Genomic DNA, 13,879 nt, shown 5'->3' on the forward strand with positions numbered 1-13,879 from the left:
GTGCGCGCGCAGCAGCATCGCATGACTGACCGATCCCAGCGCAGCCCGCATCAGTGCTTCCCGGGCCCGGTCGATGAGCACCTTGGCGGGACACCGGTCTGCTCCCCCGACACCTCCAGACCCGGCAGCCGCTCGCGGGCGCGAGCCGCACCGATGTCGACGACGCGGTGACCGTCGTGCAGCATCTGCTCGCGGACCTGCGCCGCCCCCGGGTCGTCCGGAACGTCGAACAACCATGGGGTAACGACGTGGACCACGTGCAGCGGCGCCTCTCTGCGGGCGGCCTCGGTCGCGGCCCAGTCGATCGCGTGCAGGCTCGGCTCCGAGCCGTCCGCACCCACGACGATCTTGTTCATACGGCGACCTTCCGCAGTTCGCGGGCGATGCCGGCGGCCCACTCGGCGACCTGGTCGCGGTCGCGGTAGTCGCCGCTCATCCGCTTGGCGATCTTGGACGCCAGGAAGCCCTTCGCGTCCGGGGACAGGCATCCGCCGAAGGTGGCGTGGTCGCGGGCGTGCAGCCGGGCGGCGAACTTGGAGACGCCGGGAACGGGCTCGATGACGCCTTCCCGGGCAGTGTGGTCCAAGGGGCCGCTGCTGAACAGCCACACCGGCCGGTGCTCGAGCTCGCCGGCGTGGCGCCGGGCGAAGCGGCGCGCCTCCCAATGCCACCGCCCCTCGTACAACGCACCGCCGACCACGACGGCGTCGTAATCGTCCAGGCTCGCAACCTCGCCGGCGGGACGCACATCGGCTTCCGTGCCCGCCTGGCGCAGCGCCGCGCCGACCCAGCCGGCGATCTCGGCGGTCCCTCCGCGCTCGGAGGCGTACGCCACCAGCACTCGGATCATGACGGCTCCTCGAAGTTCACGTCGCGTTCACAGACGACCGCGACCGGGCTCGGCGCCTTGTGCCTTCGCAAGCGGCTCAGGCGAGGTTCGAACCCCACCCGGACGGCTCGCCCGTCCATCGCGGTCACCTCCTGGATTCTGAGCCTCGCCGATCGAGGGGCGCGTTGTTCAGAGGCGTTTGTCCGTCCCTGCGGAGGACCTTCGGCCCTGGGTGTGCACGCATGGGCGGCGCAGGCTGGCAGTAGAAGGAGGTGCGGTCATGAACATCGGGTACGCCTTCGTGATCGGCGCTCCCGGCGGCGGCTGGGGGCACATGGGAAACGGCGGCTGGTCCGGCTGGATGTGGCTGTGGGGGACGGTGATGGTCCTGTTCTGGGTCGCCGTGATCGGCGCGGCGGCCTGGCTGGCCGCCCGTGCCGCGACATCGAGCCGCGCCCGCACGCCTGGCTCCGGGAGGCCCGGGCTGGAGCGCGCACGCGAGATTCTGGCCGAGCGTTACGCCCGCGGAGAGATCAGTACCGAGGAGTACGACGAACGGCTGGCCAACCTCGATGGACGCAACGTCCACGCTTGACCGGTGCCGCGTCGGGCAGGCGCCGGACATGCAAGCCCCGACAGGGTGAACCGCCAGGAGGGACCATGACCGAGCAACCGCCGCTGGAACAGCGCCCCGCCGCCGAACTGATGACCCGGAACTTGCTGACCATCGCCGCGAGCGAGTCGGTGCTGATGGCCTGGGAGCTGATGTGCAAGGCGCAAGTGCACCATCTGCCCGTCGCCGATGACGAGGGCGCCTTCCTGGGCGTCGTAGACGCGCAGACCCTCACCTCCACATGGAACGCCGCCGCCCCGCGGCAGGCCCGCCGTCCCGTGACCGACCTCCTCCCGACCGGGCCGCCCGCCACCGTCGGGCCCTGGGCCACCATCCGCGAGGCGGCACGCGCCATGCTCGAATCCGGCAACGACTTCATCCCGGTGACCGACGACCACGGCGCACTGGCCGGCCTGATCACCGCGCGCGACCTGATCGGCGCGCTCGCCGGCACCGAGCGCGACATCGCCCCGCGCAGCGGCGGCATGCCCTCCCTCTACCGGATCGAACCGGTGCTGCCGAGCACTCCCCCGGCCCACCCCGGCTCCAGCAGCATCCCGCCCGGCTGAGCCGCCCCCGCCGCACCCGTGGTGTCAGGCGGCGGGCCGGTGCTGCGGGACGATCGCCACCGCGCAAGGGGCGTGGTGCAGCATCGCCGAACTCGTCGCGCCCAGCAGCAGCGGATCCAGACCCCCTGCGCCACGGTCCCCCACCACCAGCAGATCGGCGTCCGCGGCCGCCGCCAGCAGCGCCTCGCGGGGACGCTCCAGCAGCAGCGACACCTGCACGCCGACCTGCGGATAGCGCCGCCTCCACGGCCGGACGGCCTCGTCCAGCATGGCGGTCCGGGCCTCGAACAGCCGGTTCTTGTCGGTGAACAGGGGCAGTTCGTGCTCGGGGACGGCGCCGGGCTCCCAGGCCCCGTAGACCACGCGCAGGCCGAAGCCGCGGAAGGCGGCCTCCTCGATCGCGAAGCCGAGCGCCGCGTCTCCGCCCGCCGACCCGTCGACGCCGGCGACGATGAGGCCGCGCGGCCCTCCGGTGCCGCGGACGGCGATCACCGGGCGGCGCGTGCGCGCGGGCAACTGCACCGCCGTCGACCCGTTGAGCAGCCGGTAGCGCTCGTGGGAGCCCACGACGATCAGCTCCGCGTCGTCGGACTCCTCAACGAGCGTCTCGGTGACGGGCTCGCGCCTGAGCAGCGTGGAGACCTTCCCGCCCGCGCCCAGCTCCATGGCCTTGCGGGCGCCCTCGCGCAGCAGGTTCTCCCCGGCCCGCTGGACGATCGCCTCGACGGCGGCGTCCACATGCCCCGGCGGATAGGGCCAATGCCAGCAATGGCACATGACCAGGTCGAGTTCCCGCAGCCGGGACTCCTCGACCGCCCAGCGCAACGCCGGCTCGTTCTCCTCGGTCCCGTCATAGCCGAACAGGATGTTCGGCCGCTGGACCCGTGGCAGTGCGACCATCGGTCCTCCCCCTTCGCCCCCGCTATGGACTCAATTTCAGGTTCGGCGGATCGCAAACACCTCGCAGGGGCCGAAGGTCCCAGGTACGGGCGGCCATCCGGCACTGCCCGCCCCAGCCGGACGGTGAGAACGTGTCAGGGCCGGGAATGCCCTCCGGACGATCCCGGACGACGGCGGGAGCAGACACCATGGACCGGTGGACTCTGGCCTACGACGGCTACGACCCCGACGCCGAAGGGCTGCGGGAAGCACTGTGCACGCTGGGCAATGGCTACTTCGCCACCCGGGGAGCCGTCCCCGAGTCGTCCGCCGACGGCGTCCACTATCCAGGGACGTACATCGCGGGCTGCTACGACCGGCTGCCGGTGGAGATGGACGGGCTGGAGACCGACAACGCCGATCTGGTCAACATGCCGAACTGGCTGCCCCTGGCCTTCCGACCGTCCGGCGGCGACTGGTTCAACCCGGACCACGCCGAGCGCGAGGGCCGGCTGCTGTCGTACAGGCAGGAGCTCGACCTGCGGCGCGGCGTCCTGACCCGGCTGGTGCGCGTGCGCGACGCGCGGGGACGCACGTCGCGGGTGGCGCAGCGCCGGATCGTGTCCATGGACGACCCCCACCTGGCCGCGCTGGAGACCACCATCGTGGCCGAGGACTGGAGCGGCCCGATCGAGATCGTGTCGGCGCTGGACGGCCGCGTCGTCAACGCCGGCGTGGAGCGGTACCGGAACCTGCCCCAGAAACACCTGGGCCACGAGAAGAGCCCGCGTCCGAGCGCCCCGGAACTGCTTCTGCTGCGGTCGTCGACGGTGTCCTCCCGTATCGGCGTCGCGGTGGCGGCGCGCACCCGGGTCTCCCTCCCCGCCGAGCGCACCCACCGCATCGAGGACGGCTGGACGGGCCAGAATCTGACCACGGACATCCGTGAAGGCGAACCGGTCACGATCGAGAAGATCGCCGCCGTGTTCACCTCGCGCGACCGCGCCATTGAAGAGCCCGCCCAGGCGGCGCTGGCGGCCGCCGCATGCGCCGGCGGCTTCGACGCCCTCCTGGAAAGGCACACACTGGCGTGGTCCCGGCTCTGGCGGCGCTGCCAGCTCAGCGTCGACCACGTCGACGTGCAGCGCGTCCTGAACCTCCACATCTTCCACCTGCTGCAGACGGTCTCCGAGCACAGCGTCGACCTGGACGTCGGCGTCCCCGCCCGCGGCCTGCACGGGGAGGCCTACCGCGGCCACGTCTTCTGGGACGAACTGTTCATCCTGCCGTTCCTGACCATGCGGTTCCCCGAGATCGCCCGAGCGTTGCTGATGTACCGGTGGCGGCGCCTGCCCGCGGCGCGCCGCGCGGCGTCCGATGCCGGGCACCGCGGCGCGATGTACCCGTGGCAGAGCGCGGCCGACGGCCGCGAGGAGACCCAGCGCGTCCACCTCAACCCACGGTCCGGCCGGTGGCTGCCCGACCACTCGCACCTGCAGCGCCATGTCGGGCTGGCCATCGCCCATAACGTCTGGCGGTACTACGAGGCGACCGGCGACACCGGGTTCCTCGCCGAGCACGGCACCGAGATCATGCTGGAAATCGCCCGCTTCTTCGCCGGCCTCGCCGTCTACGACCGCTCCACCGACCGGTACGGGATCCACGGCGTCATGGGCCCCGACGAATACCACGACGCCCACCCCGGACGGGACGAACCTGGACTGGACGACAACGCCTACACCAACGTCCTCACCTCCTGGGTGCTGCGCCGGGCACTGGACGCGCTCGCCGCGCTGCCCGAGGACCGGCGGGCGGAACTGCGGGAACGGCTCGCCCTGACCCGCGAGGAGATCACCCGCTTCGAGGATGTCGCGCACAAGATGTACGTCCCGTTCCACGATGGCGTGATCAGCCAGTTCGACGGCTACGCCGACCTGGTCGAACTCGACTGGGCCGGCTACCGGGAGCGGTACGGCGACATCCGCAGGCTGGACCGCATCCTCGAAGCCGAAGGCGACTCCACCAACCACTACAAGGCCTCCAAGCAGGCCGACGTGCTGATGCTCTACTACGTCCTGGCCCCCGGCGAACTCGACGACATCCTGCGGGAGCTCGGCTACGACCACGGCCCGGCCCTGACCGCCAGAACCATCGGCTACTACCTGCCGCGCACCTGCGACGGCTCCACCCTCAGCTCGCTGGTCCACGCCTGGATCCTCGCCCACACCGACGGGGACACGGCCTGGCGCACCTTCCTGGACTCACTGTTCAGCGACATCACCGACGCCCAGCACGGCACGACCCCCGAAGGCATCCACCTCGGCGCGATGGCGGGCACCGTCGACCTCGTCCAACGCTGCCACGCCGGGATCACCACCCGCGGCGGAGCCCTGCACCTGGAGCCGCGGCTGCCCACGGCGATCGGCGAACTCCGCCTCGGACTCCGCTACCGGGGCCACTGGGGCATCGACCTGACCTGCCGGCAGGACCTCATCCGCGTGGCGCTCCGGCCCGGCGCCGCCTCCCCCATCCGCATCCGCTATGGGGACGAGGACGTCGCGATCCAACCCGGCGCGTGCTGGGAAAGCCCGCTCCACCTCGGCAGAGGACCGCTGACTCCCGCGAGGCCCGGTCCTACGTGACCTTGGTCCCGGCCACGTATGACTCATGGCCGCGGGGGCGATCCGCTTCCGGCGAAGCCATGAAGGTGCACCCGCCGACGAGGAGCGTGGAGCATCCGGGTGCGGATCCGGCCGGCGGAGGGCATCGCATCGAGTACTCGGTTCGATGCCCTCTGTTCTCGTTCACCCACACGTGAGATGAGGACGATGACGTACTCCTCCGGCTCTCGCCGGATCCTGGTCGGAGTGGATGGATCGGCGGCGCCCCTGGAGGCATCGCTGGGCCGCTGCCGTCCTGGGCGACCGCCGCTTTGACTCTCCCATGGCTGACGTCATCGGACCAGTCCGGGGCGCCTGCCTGCGCCATGCGCCGTGCCCGGTCGTTCTCATCGCGCCAGCACCGGCCAAGACCGGCCCCGGCGAAAGGCCGTCTCGCGCGCACCGGTGGGGGTGACGGAGACCGTGGCCGTCCACGCGTCGGCTTCAGGCACCGGTGGCGTGGGGGACGACCGCGACCGGACAGTGCGCGTGGTGGATGAGCGCGTGCGTCACGGCGTGACTTCGCGGCGCCGTCAGTCCCGTGCGCGGACGCGTGCCCGCGACCACCAGATCGACGTCCCGCGACGCGGTGACGAGGGCGGCGGCGGGGTTGTCCTGGACGATGTCCTCGACCACGTCCACGCCTGGGAAGCGTTCACGCATCGGCGCGTGCGCCTCGATGACGCGCCATCGCGCCCGCTCCTCGATGCGCCGCAGGTCGCCCCCGGCCCCCGGCTCGTCCAGCGCCTCCGGGAACGGCCAGGCGTGCACCACCCGCAGCCTCGCGTTACGTGTCACGGCGGCCCGGAACGCGTACTGCAGGGCCGCGGAATCGTCCTCCAGACCGACGCCGACGGCGATCTCGGCCCGCTCGGCCTTGCGCTCGCCGCGGACCAGCACCACCGGGGACGCGGTGTTCCGGACGACTCCGAGCCCGACCGACCCCAGCAGGAGGCCGGCGAAGCCGCCGAGGCCGCGATGCCCCACCACCAGCTCGAACGACTCCCTGGACCACTCGGCCAGCACCCGCACGGCGCGTCCGGACGCCAGCTCGACGCTCACCGGCACCTCGGGGCGGCGCGCGTTCGCGACGCGCTCGGCGCCGGCGAGCACCTCACCGCCGGCGCGCGACAGCGAACCCACCTCTCCGGGTGCGGTGGTCAGCGGTATGTCGAAAGGCCATTTCTCGATGGCGTGCACGATTCTCAGGTCACGCTCGTGTCGGGCCGCCTCGTCGGCTGCCCAAGCCACGGCGCGCTCGGACGGCACCGAGCCGTCGGCGCCGACGGTGATCGGATCGGACATGGTCAGCTCCTCTTCCTCAGTCCCCAAGGACCGTCTGACAAGATCTGTGACAACCTCAGCCGCCGTCAGGGACGACGACGACAGGGCAACGGGCGTGGTGCAGGACCGTGTGGTTGACCCGCCCCAGCGCCATCCCGGCCAGGGGACCGCGCCTGCGCCGCGCACCGACCACGACCAGCACCGCGTTCTCGGACGCCTCCACCAGCGCCCGGGCGGGAGTCCGATCGGAGAGCATCTGGTCGACGGCGACGCCGGGGTGGCGCTCCCGGTGGCCGGCCAGGGACTCCGCCAGCTCCAGGTCCTCGATGACCCGGCGGCGCGGGGAGAACTCGCCGCCCACCGCGTGCAGGGCGAGGATCCTGGAGCCGCGGGAGGCGGCCTCCTCGAACGCCCACTCGATGGAGGCGCGTTCGCCGTGCAGCCCCTCGATCCCGATCACGATGTCCGCCGGCGCGTCGGACGGGTACGGGGCCGAACGCGACACCACCAGCACCGGGCAGCGGGCGTGCGCGGCGACGTGCAGGCCGACGGACCCGAACAGCAGGCCCTCGAAGCCGCCCTGGCCGCGCGATCCCACCGTCACCAGGTCCGCGTGCTCGCTCTGCTCCACCAGCGTCCGGCCCGGGTCGGCCGGCACCAGCCGCGTCTCAACGCCGATGTCCGGGCGGAATTTCAGCGCGTATCGGCGGGCCTCGCCGAGCAGGTCCTCGCGTTCGGCGATCAGGCGGCGCAGGGCGTCCGGCGGGATCGTCCCCTCGTCCAGCAGTGCGCGCGAGCCGTGCACCAGGAGGAGCGGTCGCTGACGGCGGTCGGCATAGTCCGCCGCCCAGTCCAGCGCGCGCCACGCATGCGCAGAACCATCGATTCCCACGACGATCGGAGCCGGCATCGGTCATACCTCCTGAGTCATCGTTCACATTCATTTCTGACGCCAAGACGAAGACGGGGACCTGCCGCCGCCACCGGGGCCGCAGGTCCCCTCGCTGGTTCAGCGGGTCAGGACGACCTTGAGCGCCCCGGTTGCGGCGGCATCGGCGAAAACGTCGTAGGCCTTGGGGAACTCGTCCAGGGTGAAGTGGTGGGTGATGAATCGCGCGGCGTCGATCTGGCGCCCGGCGACCAGCCGGAGCAGGGTCGGTGTGGAGGAGGTGTCGACCAGGCCCGTGGTGATGGTGATGTCCCGGATCCACTGCTCTTCCAAGTGCAGCGCGGCCGGTGCGCCGTGCACGCCGATGTTGGCGATGTGTCCGCCCGGCCGGGCCAGAGTCACCGCCAACTCGAAGGTGTCGGGGACGCCGACCGCCTCGATGGCCACGTCCGCGCCGAGCCCGCCGGTGAGGTCCCGGACGGCCGCGAGCGGATCCTGCCGGGAGTTGTTGACGGTGATGTCGGCGCCGAACCGCTCGGCCGCCTCCAGGCGGCTGTCCGCGAGGTCGATGGCGATGACGCGGCTCGGGCTGAACAGCCGCGCCCCCATGATCGCAGCCAGCCCGATCGGCCCGGCGCCCACGACCGCGACCGTGTCGCCGGGACGGACGGCACCGTTGAGCACGCCGACCTCATAGCCCGTCGGCAGGATGTCGGCCAGCATGAGCACGTCCTGTACCGGCACCCCCTCAGGCACCCGGTGCACGGAGGTGTCGGCGAACGGCACCCGCACGTACTCGGCCTGCGTCCCGTCGATCTTGTGGCCCAGGATCCACCCGCCGCCACCCAGGCACTGCCCGTACCGGCCCTCACGGCAGAACCGACAGGTCCCGCACGCGGTGATGCACGACACCAGCACCTGGTCACCGGGCTTGACCGTCCGCACTGCCGGGCCCACCGCCTCGACCGTTCCGACCGCCTCGTGCCCGAGGACCCGCCCATCGGTCACCGCCGGCACGTCTCCCTTGAGGATGTGCAGGTCCGTCCCGCAAATCGTCACCGCGTCGACCCGGACGACCGCGTCACCGTCCTCGACGATCTGCGGCTCGGGCACCTCTTCCCACGCCTTGTCGCCAGGGCCGTGGTACACCATCGCCTTCATGGAATGCCTCCTTCATCGATACGGCTGAAGTTCCAAAGTCAGATCCGGTGGAGCGACGCCGGTGATGCCTACCGTCCTCGTACGCGGGCGCTAACGTCCCTGCCCGCGCATCCCGGCGCTCACCGGTTCAGAGGCCGGCTCCGCACCGCCCATGTCGAGCCGGAACGGCGGATACCGGTCGGTCATCAGGAAGATGTAGCCGGCCACACGCAGCGTCCACCGGTTCATGCCCATGACCAGATCGAAGATGCCGCGCAGATAACGAGTACTGACCAGCAACACGATGGCGGCAATGAGGACCAACACCCCGACCAGGCCGACCGTGCTCCATCCCGCGCCATCGCCACCGATGCCCCCACCGGTGAACAGGGCGACCACCAGGTAGTGCGGGATCGCCAGCAACCACCACTTCACCAGAACCAGCCCCCGCGACAACTGCTCCGGGTAGTCGATACGCAGCCGGGCAGGATAATCGGGCACGTCCTGCAGCGTGAACGGCGGGTACTCGTCCGTGGCGAGCGCGCCGTAGCCGTAGAAGGCCACCCGCCACGCCCAGCGCAGCACCCCGACGTTGAACTCGAAGATCGACCGTGGATAGCGGCCCTTAACAGAATCGCGAAGAACGCGACCACCGTGAGCACCGCGAACGCGATTCCGAGGAAGAACAGCACCATGTAGTGCGGAATCAGCAACAGCCACTTCAGCAGCCAAAGCCACCGTGACAGCGGCTCGTCCAACCGGCCGTCCACCCTGACCGGCACCTGTTGACCGTCCACGTCGGCCTCCTTCAATCGGGCGTCCCAGCCGCACGATGACGGTCAGGCACCACCTACTCCAACCGTCATCGCCACGACCGCCGCACTGTAGGGAGTAATGTCCATATCCTTTTGGGACTAAGGTCACCCCGGCCTCCGCGGCGCGTTGGTCCCCCACTCCAGCCCGAACTGCAACGTGTGGAGTCCGCTCTGGTATGCGCGCAGAGGTGACTGATCGCGGACCTGTTCACCCATTCACGACGATCATCCGGTACCACCCGCACCCGATCGTGTCCCGAGACGTTCTCGGCGACCCGCCCTCCGGCGTCTTGACGCCTACCCGGTCCAGCGCGACCGGTAAAGGCGTTCGGCTGGTACGACAACCAGCGGGTACACCATGCCGTCTCGCCGGCCTGCTCGACCCCCGTCACCGACCGGCTGTGACGACGCCACGGCCATCTTCACCGCAGCGTCGCCATCAATCAGCGGGTAATACAAGTTGGCCCTGGTCTTCGGCACAGGCGTATCCGCTCCGGCTCAGGACCGAACGGGTACCGCAGCGACCTCCGGGACTGAGTAGTCCTAGACCGAGTGCGGCGCCCGACTTCGTCGCCAAGCCCCCGCCGGTCCCGCTGGCGCCCAGGGCGCCGCCTACCACTACCTGCCCACCACCACCTCGACCGGAGAGGAGTTCGTCCTGTACCGGGTGGACATGGGCCCGGAGGCCAGCCGGCCGAGCACCCACTTCCACAAGTCGATGTCGGAGTCGTTCTTCATCCTCTCCGGCACCATGCGGCTGTTCGACGGCCGGCGCTGGATCAACTCCACCTCAGGCGACTACGCGTACGTGCCGGTGGGCGGTCTGCACGCCTTCCACAACGACTCCGGCGAACCCGCCTCCATGTCCGCCCCTGGGTATGGACCAGGCGTTCCGGCGGGGCGCCGCTCAGCGAGCACGGACAGCAGACTGGTGTTAAGTTGCGCTTGTCGTACCACGCGATCATCTAGATTTCACAAATGTTCGCCGCCAATCACTCCCCGACGCCGCGTCCGCCTCCCGTGAGGTCATGGCACTGAGCCGTGTTCGCTCGTTGCTTGCTCGTATGTCGCGGAACGCGCTGATAGCAGGCGATGCAGAGTGGCACTGAGGACCGCCGGTAGCCATACATAATGGGATAGAGCGACAGCGTTCGATACCCAGAATGACAAGCTTGCAATGCTGGTAGGTGACTTCTAACCCGATAACGCAGAACTCGAGATGAGCCTGATATATCCCCCAGCCTGGCCTGGACCACCTCACCGATACACGATGCACTGGAGTAGCTGCTGAACTTGAATCGCTTCTTGTGGTTCAGCAAGTGACGGGAGGTAAAGCACGCACGTTCCAAGAAGCGCATGCAAAAAAGGTCCCTAAAGGCTGTCCCGTAACGCCGCGCGTTCAAGATCGTTGATCTCGATGTGGAGTGGGTGATCAAGGCTGATCGGGACGAGTGGGTGCCGGTGTTCACCGGCCTGTCGGTGCGGCAGTTCCGCCGCCTGGGGCGGATCGTTGCAGGTCGGGGTGGTGAGCGGACCGGAACCGGGTGGCGCTGGGGGCTGCCGCTGGCCGACCGGGTGCTGCTGATCGCGGTGTACTACCGCACCAACCTGACGCTGCGGCAGGTCGCGTTGCTGTTCGGGGTGTCCAAGTCCGCCGCGCACCGCGTCGTGGACCACCTGGCGCCGCTGCTCGCACTGGCCCCGGTCACCCGCCGACACAGCCCGGACACGGTGCTGATCGTGGACGGCACACTCGTCCCCGTCCACGACCGGATGGTCACCGCCTCGTCCAAGAACTACCGGTACTCGGTGAACATGCAGGTCGTCATCGACGCCAACACCCGGCTGGTGGTCGAGGTCGGACGTCCGGTACCGGGCAATCACAACGACTGCACCGCCTTCCGCGACTCGGGCGCGGACCGGGCATGCAGGGGTACGCACGTGATGACCGATGGCGGCTACCAGGGAAACCGGCAGGTCATCATGCCCTACCGGCGGCCTCGCGACGGCGGCGAACTGCCCGCCTGGCAGCACGAACTCAACACCGTCCACAAACGGGTGCGCCCGCGTCGAGCACGTCTTCGCGCGCATGAAGTGGTGGAACATCCTGCGCAACTGCCGCCGCAAACGCGACGGCGTCCACCACGCCACCCGCGGCATCGCCCTCATGCACAATCTGGCGATGGACAGCTGATCCGGCCCTCGGGCGCGCCACCTCACCGCGGCACGCCCGGAACCACGCCTCCACCATTACGGGACAGCTTCTAGGGCCTTGGAAGTCGCTGACTCCACTTGCGCTTGCCGATCAGGGCCTCTCGGGCGAGCACCAGCGCGAACGTGAGAAAGAGGGCCCCGAACATGACGTTTCCGATGATCGCGCTCACCGTATCCGGGAAGCCGCCTGTAACGGCCGCGCCAATCGCCCCGAACTCCATGATCCCGGAGAAGAGGAAGCAAACACTGGCGACAATCCTCCAGACCAACCGCTCTTGGCCTTGGCGGGTTCGGGCCACGGGAGGCAGTTCCTGCATTGGGGAATAGGCAACGCTGGACATTTGCGAAATCTGAATGTTCGTATAGTACGACAAGCGCAGCTCAACACCAGTCTGTCGTCCATGTTCAGTGAGTGGTGCCCCGCCGGAGCGTGGGGTCCAGACCCAGGGGCGGACATGCGGTGTTGCTTCTCCTTGGCGGGGGACCGCTAACTCGCGCATCAAGGCGTCTCTCGCCACGGCCGCCTGCTCGGGGGCGCTGAAGCGCCGGTCGACGGGGCGCTGGTGCCGATCCTGCTCGACCACTCTCGCCGTCGCCAGGGCGTCGCCCCAGCGTTCGCCGGACATGTCGATCGGCGGACGGGGCAGGGCTTCGGCACTGAGAAGGCCGCCGCCGTAAGTGACCAGTGCGCGAGCAATGTCGTGGCGACCGGCACGAAGGATACTGATCGCGCATATGTCGAGCTTCCCAGTTCGCTCCAGAAACCGCGGACCGCCACCGAAGGCGTCGAAATCGGGAAAAATCTCGGCCTCCTCCAGGAGGGCGACAACGTGATGGACTCCGCCGATGCGCTCGATCGTCACCTTGTCGAGAACTGTCCAGGGCAGCCAGGATGTGCCGCTCCGCGCGAAGACTTGAATGCCCTGCCGCCCGATCTCCAGCCGTAGCGGCCTTCGGGCCATGCCGAAGAAGCCAGCGCAGAGCAGGACTACGAAAGCGCCGGCCGCGCCGAGCGCGGCCCTCCAGCCGACCGCGGTGGCCGGGAGAAGCGATCCGCCGATCAGGCCGACTCCGAGAACGCCCAACATCACCGTGATGATCCAGTAGAGTCGGCGGCGGGTCTCGAAGGACGTGTACTCGTTCTCGGAATTGCCACGATCCTGGCGGAACGGATCCCAGGCCGTCTTCGTCTGCTTCGACTCCACCACTCCTGATGGGGGAGCCAGCGGCGTACCAGCCGCTGATCTGTTGCGGTTCCGTGTGAGCGTAATGAGTTCAGCGGTCCGGGTCGCGCGCTTCTCGGGAGTGGGGAGGCCCTCGGCCTTCATGACGGCGCGGAGACGTTGGTAGAGAGACTCGATCGTGAGGAGTTCGGGTCCGTCCGGGATCCCGGTTTCAAGCAAAGTGAGGAGCCGTCCAGTGAAGGCGGTGTGCTTCTCACCGGGCAGGGCGAGGGCGACCTGGTCACGCTGGGCGGAGGTGAGCACGTACGTTCCGTGGACGTCGATCTGCCCGAGCACCGACGTGACCGGATCGGACATCAGCTCGGCCAGCACCCGACCGGAGAAGCAGCAATCCAGGATGACGACTTTGCTGGACGCTGGGCTGTCGAGGATCGCACCGCGAAGCTTCTCGTACTCCAGGGCGCTGAACTCGGGCGAGCCCCACTCGCTGTCGGGCAGCGCGAGGTACAGCTCGTGGCGCTTCCCGCCGACCAGGCCGTGCCCGGCGTAGTAGACGAGAAGCAGATCCTCGGCCCGCGACATCGACACTTTGAGGGTGCGGCCGAGTCGACGGATGTCGCCCTCGTCCATGATCGTGGTGCAGTTTCCCGCAGGGACGATCCCGTCCTCAGGATCGGTGAGTACGCGGGCCAGATCCGCCAGCGATTGTCCGACGGTGGGCAGATCCGGCAGATGCTCATCCGCGTAGCGCGTGGTGCCTATCAGGACGACACGTGACCGGTCGGCATCGGGCAGCCGCATCA

Annotated in this window: 12 protein-coding genes and 1 pseudogene; 5 read left to right on the top strand and 8 right to left on the bottom strand. The window is 69.3% G+C overall.

Annotated features, from left to right (window positions below; translation table 11 throughout):
- Nucleotides 1-50 precede the first annotated feature (50 nt).
- Nucleotides 51-356 carry a universal stress protein gene (locus tag HUT06_RS25950; RefSeq protein WP_176198105.1) on the bottom strand — a complete coding sequence of 102 codons (306 nt, stop codon included), beginning with the start codon at nt 354-356 and terminating at the stop codon, nt 51-53.
- Nucleotides 353-850 (bottom strand): flavodoxin domain-containing protein, encoded by a 498-nt coding sequence (locus HUT06_RS25955; protein ID WP_176198106.1) that lies wholly within the window; start codon nt 848-850, stop codon nt 353-355. Before HUT06_RS25955 ends, HUT06_RS25950 begins: the two co-directional genes overlap by 4 nt.
- Before the next feature lie 259 nt (nt 851-1,109).
- Between HUT06_RS25955 and HUT06_RS25960 the strand changes: the two genes are divergently transcribed.
- Together HUT06_RS25960 and HUT06_RS25965 are read left to right on the top strand one after the other, a co-directional pair.
- Nucleotides 1,110-1,424 (top strand): SHOCT domain-containing protein, encoded by a 315-nt coding sequence (locus HUT06_RS25960; protein WP_176198107.1) that lies wholly within the window; start codon nt 1,110-1,112, stop codon nt 1,422-1,424.
- A gap of 65 nt (nt 1,425-1,489) precedes the next feature.
- Complete coding sequence (locus HUT06_RS25965; RefSeq protein WP_176198108.1) at nt 1,490-2,011, top strand: HPP family protein; 522 nt, start codon at nt 1,490-1,492, stop codon at nt 2,009-2,011.
- 24 nt (nt 2,012-2,035) lie between these two features.
- Here the strand turns inward: HUT06_RS25965 and HUT06_RS25970 are convergent, their stop codons facing one another.
- On the bottom strand, nt 2,036-2,911 hold the full coding sequence (locus tag HUT06_RS25970) for a universal stress protein (RefSeq protein WP_176198109.1): 876 nt from the start codon (nt 2,909-2,911) through the stop codon (nt 2,036-2,038).
- 188 nt (nt 2,912-3,099) lie between these two features.
- Between HUT06_RS25970 and HUT06_RS25975 the strand changes: the two genes are divergently transcribed.
- Nucleotides 3,100-5,532 carry a glycoside hydrolase family 65 protein gene (locus HUT06_RS25975; RefSeq protein WP_176198110.1) on the top strand — a complete coding sequence of 811 codons (2,433 nt, stop codon included), beginning with the start codon at nt 3,100-3,102 and terminating at the stop codon, nt 5,530-5,532.
- A gap of 462 nt (nt 5,533-5,994) precedes the next feature.
- Here the strand turns inward: HUT06_RS25975 and HUT06_RS25980 are convergent, their stop codons facing one another.
- The 4 genes from HUT06_RS25980 to HUT06_RS25995 all read right to left on the bottom strand — a co-directional run bounded on the left by HUT06_RS25980 (nt 5,995) and on the right by HUT06_RS25995 (nt 9,448).
- Entirely contained in the window at nt 5,995-6,855 is an 861-nt protein-coding gene (locus HUT06_RS25980) for a universal stress protein (RefSeq protein ID WP_176198111.1), read from the bottom strand.
- 55 nt (nt 6,856-6,910) lie between these two features.
- Nucleotides 6,911-7,744 (bottom strand): universal stress protein, encoded by an 834-nt coding sequence (locus HUT06_RS25985; protein WP_176198112.1) that lies wholly within the window; start codon nt 7,742-7,744, stop codon nt 6,911-6,913.
- A 99-nt stretch (nt 7,745-7,843) separates the two neighbouring features.
- A complete protein-coding gene (locus tag HUT06_RS25990; RefSeq protein WP_176198113.1) occupies nt 7,844-8,884 on the bottom strand; it encodes a zinc-dependent alcohol dehydrogenase family protein in 1,041 nt (346 codons plus the stop codon).
- A 90-nt stretch (nt 8,885-8,974) separates the two neighbouring features.
- A complete protein-coding gene (locus HUT06_RS25995) occupies nt 8,975-9,448 on the bottom strand; it encodes a DUF4389 domain-containing protein (RefSeq protein ID WP_368406990.1) in 474 nt (157 codons plus the stop codon).
- A gap of 948 nt (nt 9,449-10,396) precedes the next feature.
- On the opposite strand from HUT06_RS25995, the gene HUT06_RS26000 reads away from it, so the two are divergent.
- Complete coding sequence (locus tag HUT06_RS26000; RefSeq protein ID WP_254715799.1) at nt 10,397-10,702, top strand: cupin domain-containing protein; 306 nt, start codon at nt 10,397-10,399, stop codon at nt 10,700-10,702.
- Nucleotides 10,703-11,097: 395 nt separating this feature from the next.
- Nucleotides 11,098-11,872 (top strand): annotated as a pseudogene (locus HUT06_RS26005) (transposase).
- Between the two features lie 70 nt (nt 11,873-11,942).
- Here HUT06_RS26005 and HUT06_RS26010 read toward each other — a convergent pair.
- Nucleotides 11,943-13,877, bottom strand: coding sequence for a caspase family protein (locus tag HUT06_RS26010; RefSeq protein ID WP_176198115.1), 1,935 nt, complete (start codon nt 13,875-13,877; stop codon nt 11,943-11,945).
- Nucleotides 13,878-13,879: the final 2 nt, after the last annotated feature.

Source organism: Actinomadura sp. NAK00032 (genome assembly GCF_013364275.1).
Classification (GTDB): Bacteria; Actinomycetota; Actinomycetes; order Streptosporangiales; family Streptosporangiaceae; genus Spirillospora.

Bases quoted from the DNA above. Each gene is read 5' to 3' on its own strand.
- HUT06_RS25975 (WP_176198110.1), top strand. From the start codon at position 3,100: ATGGACCGGTGGACTCTGGCCTACGACGGCTACGACCCCGACGCCGAA.
- HUT06_RS26010 (WP_176198115.1), bottom strand. From the start codon at position 13,877: ATGCGGCTGCCCGATGCCGACCGGTCACGTGTCGTCCTGATAGGCACC.
- HUT06_RS25950 (WP_176198105.1), bottom strand. From the start codon at position 356: ATGAACAAGATCGTCGTGGGTGCGGACGGCTCGGAGCCGAGCCTGCAC.
- HUT06_RS25990 (WP_176198113.1), bottom strand. From the start codon at position 8,884: ATGAAGGCGATGGTGTACCACGGCCCTGGCGACAAGGCGTGGGAAGAG.
- HUT06_RS25970 (WP_176198109.1), bottom strand. From the start codon at position 2,911: ATGGTCGCACTGCCACGGGTCCAGCGGCCGAACATCCTGTTCGGCTAT.
- HUT06_RS25965 (WP_176198108.1), top strand. From the start codon at position 1,490: ATGACCGAGCAACCGCCGCTGGAACAGCGCCCCGCCGCCGAACTGATG.
- HUT06_RS26000 (WP_254715799.1), top strand. From the start codon at position 10,397: ATGTCGGAGTCGTTCTTCATCCTCTCCGGCACCATGCGGCTGTTCGAC.
- HUT06_RS25985 (WP_176198112.1), bottom strand. From the start codon at position 7,744: ATGCCGGCTCCGATCGTCGTGGGAATCGATGGTTCTGCGCATGCGTGG.
- HUT06_RS25960 (WP_176198107.1), top strand. From the start codon at position 1,110: ATGAACATCGGGTACGCCTTCGTGATCGGCGCTCCCGGCGGCGGCTGG.
- HUT06_RS25955 (WP_176198106.1), bottom strand. From the start codon at position 850: ATGATCCGAGTGCTGGTGGCGTACGCCTCCGAGCGCGGAGGGACCGCC.
- HUT06_RS25980 (WP_176198111.1), bottom strand. From the start codon at position 6,855: ATGTCCGATCCGATCACCGTCGGCGCCGACGGCTCGGTGCCGTCCGAG.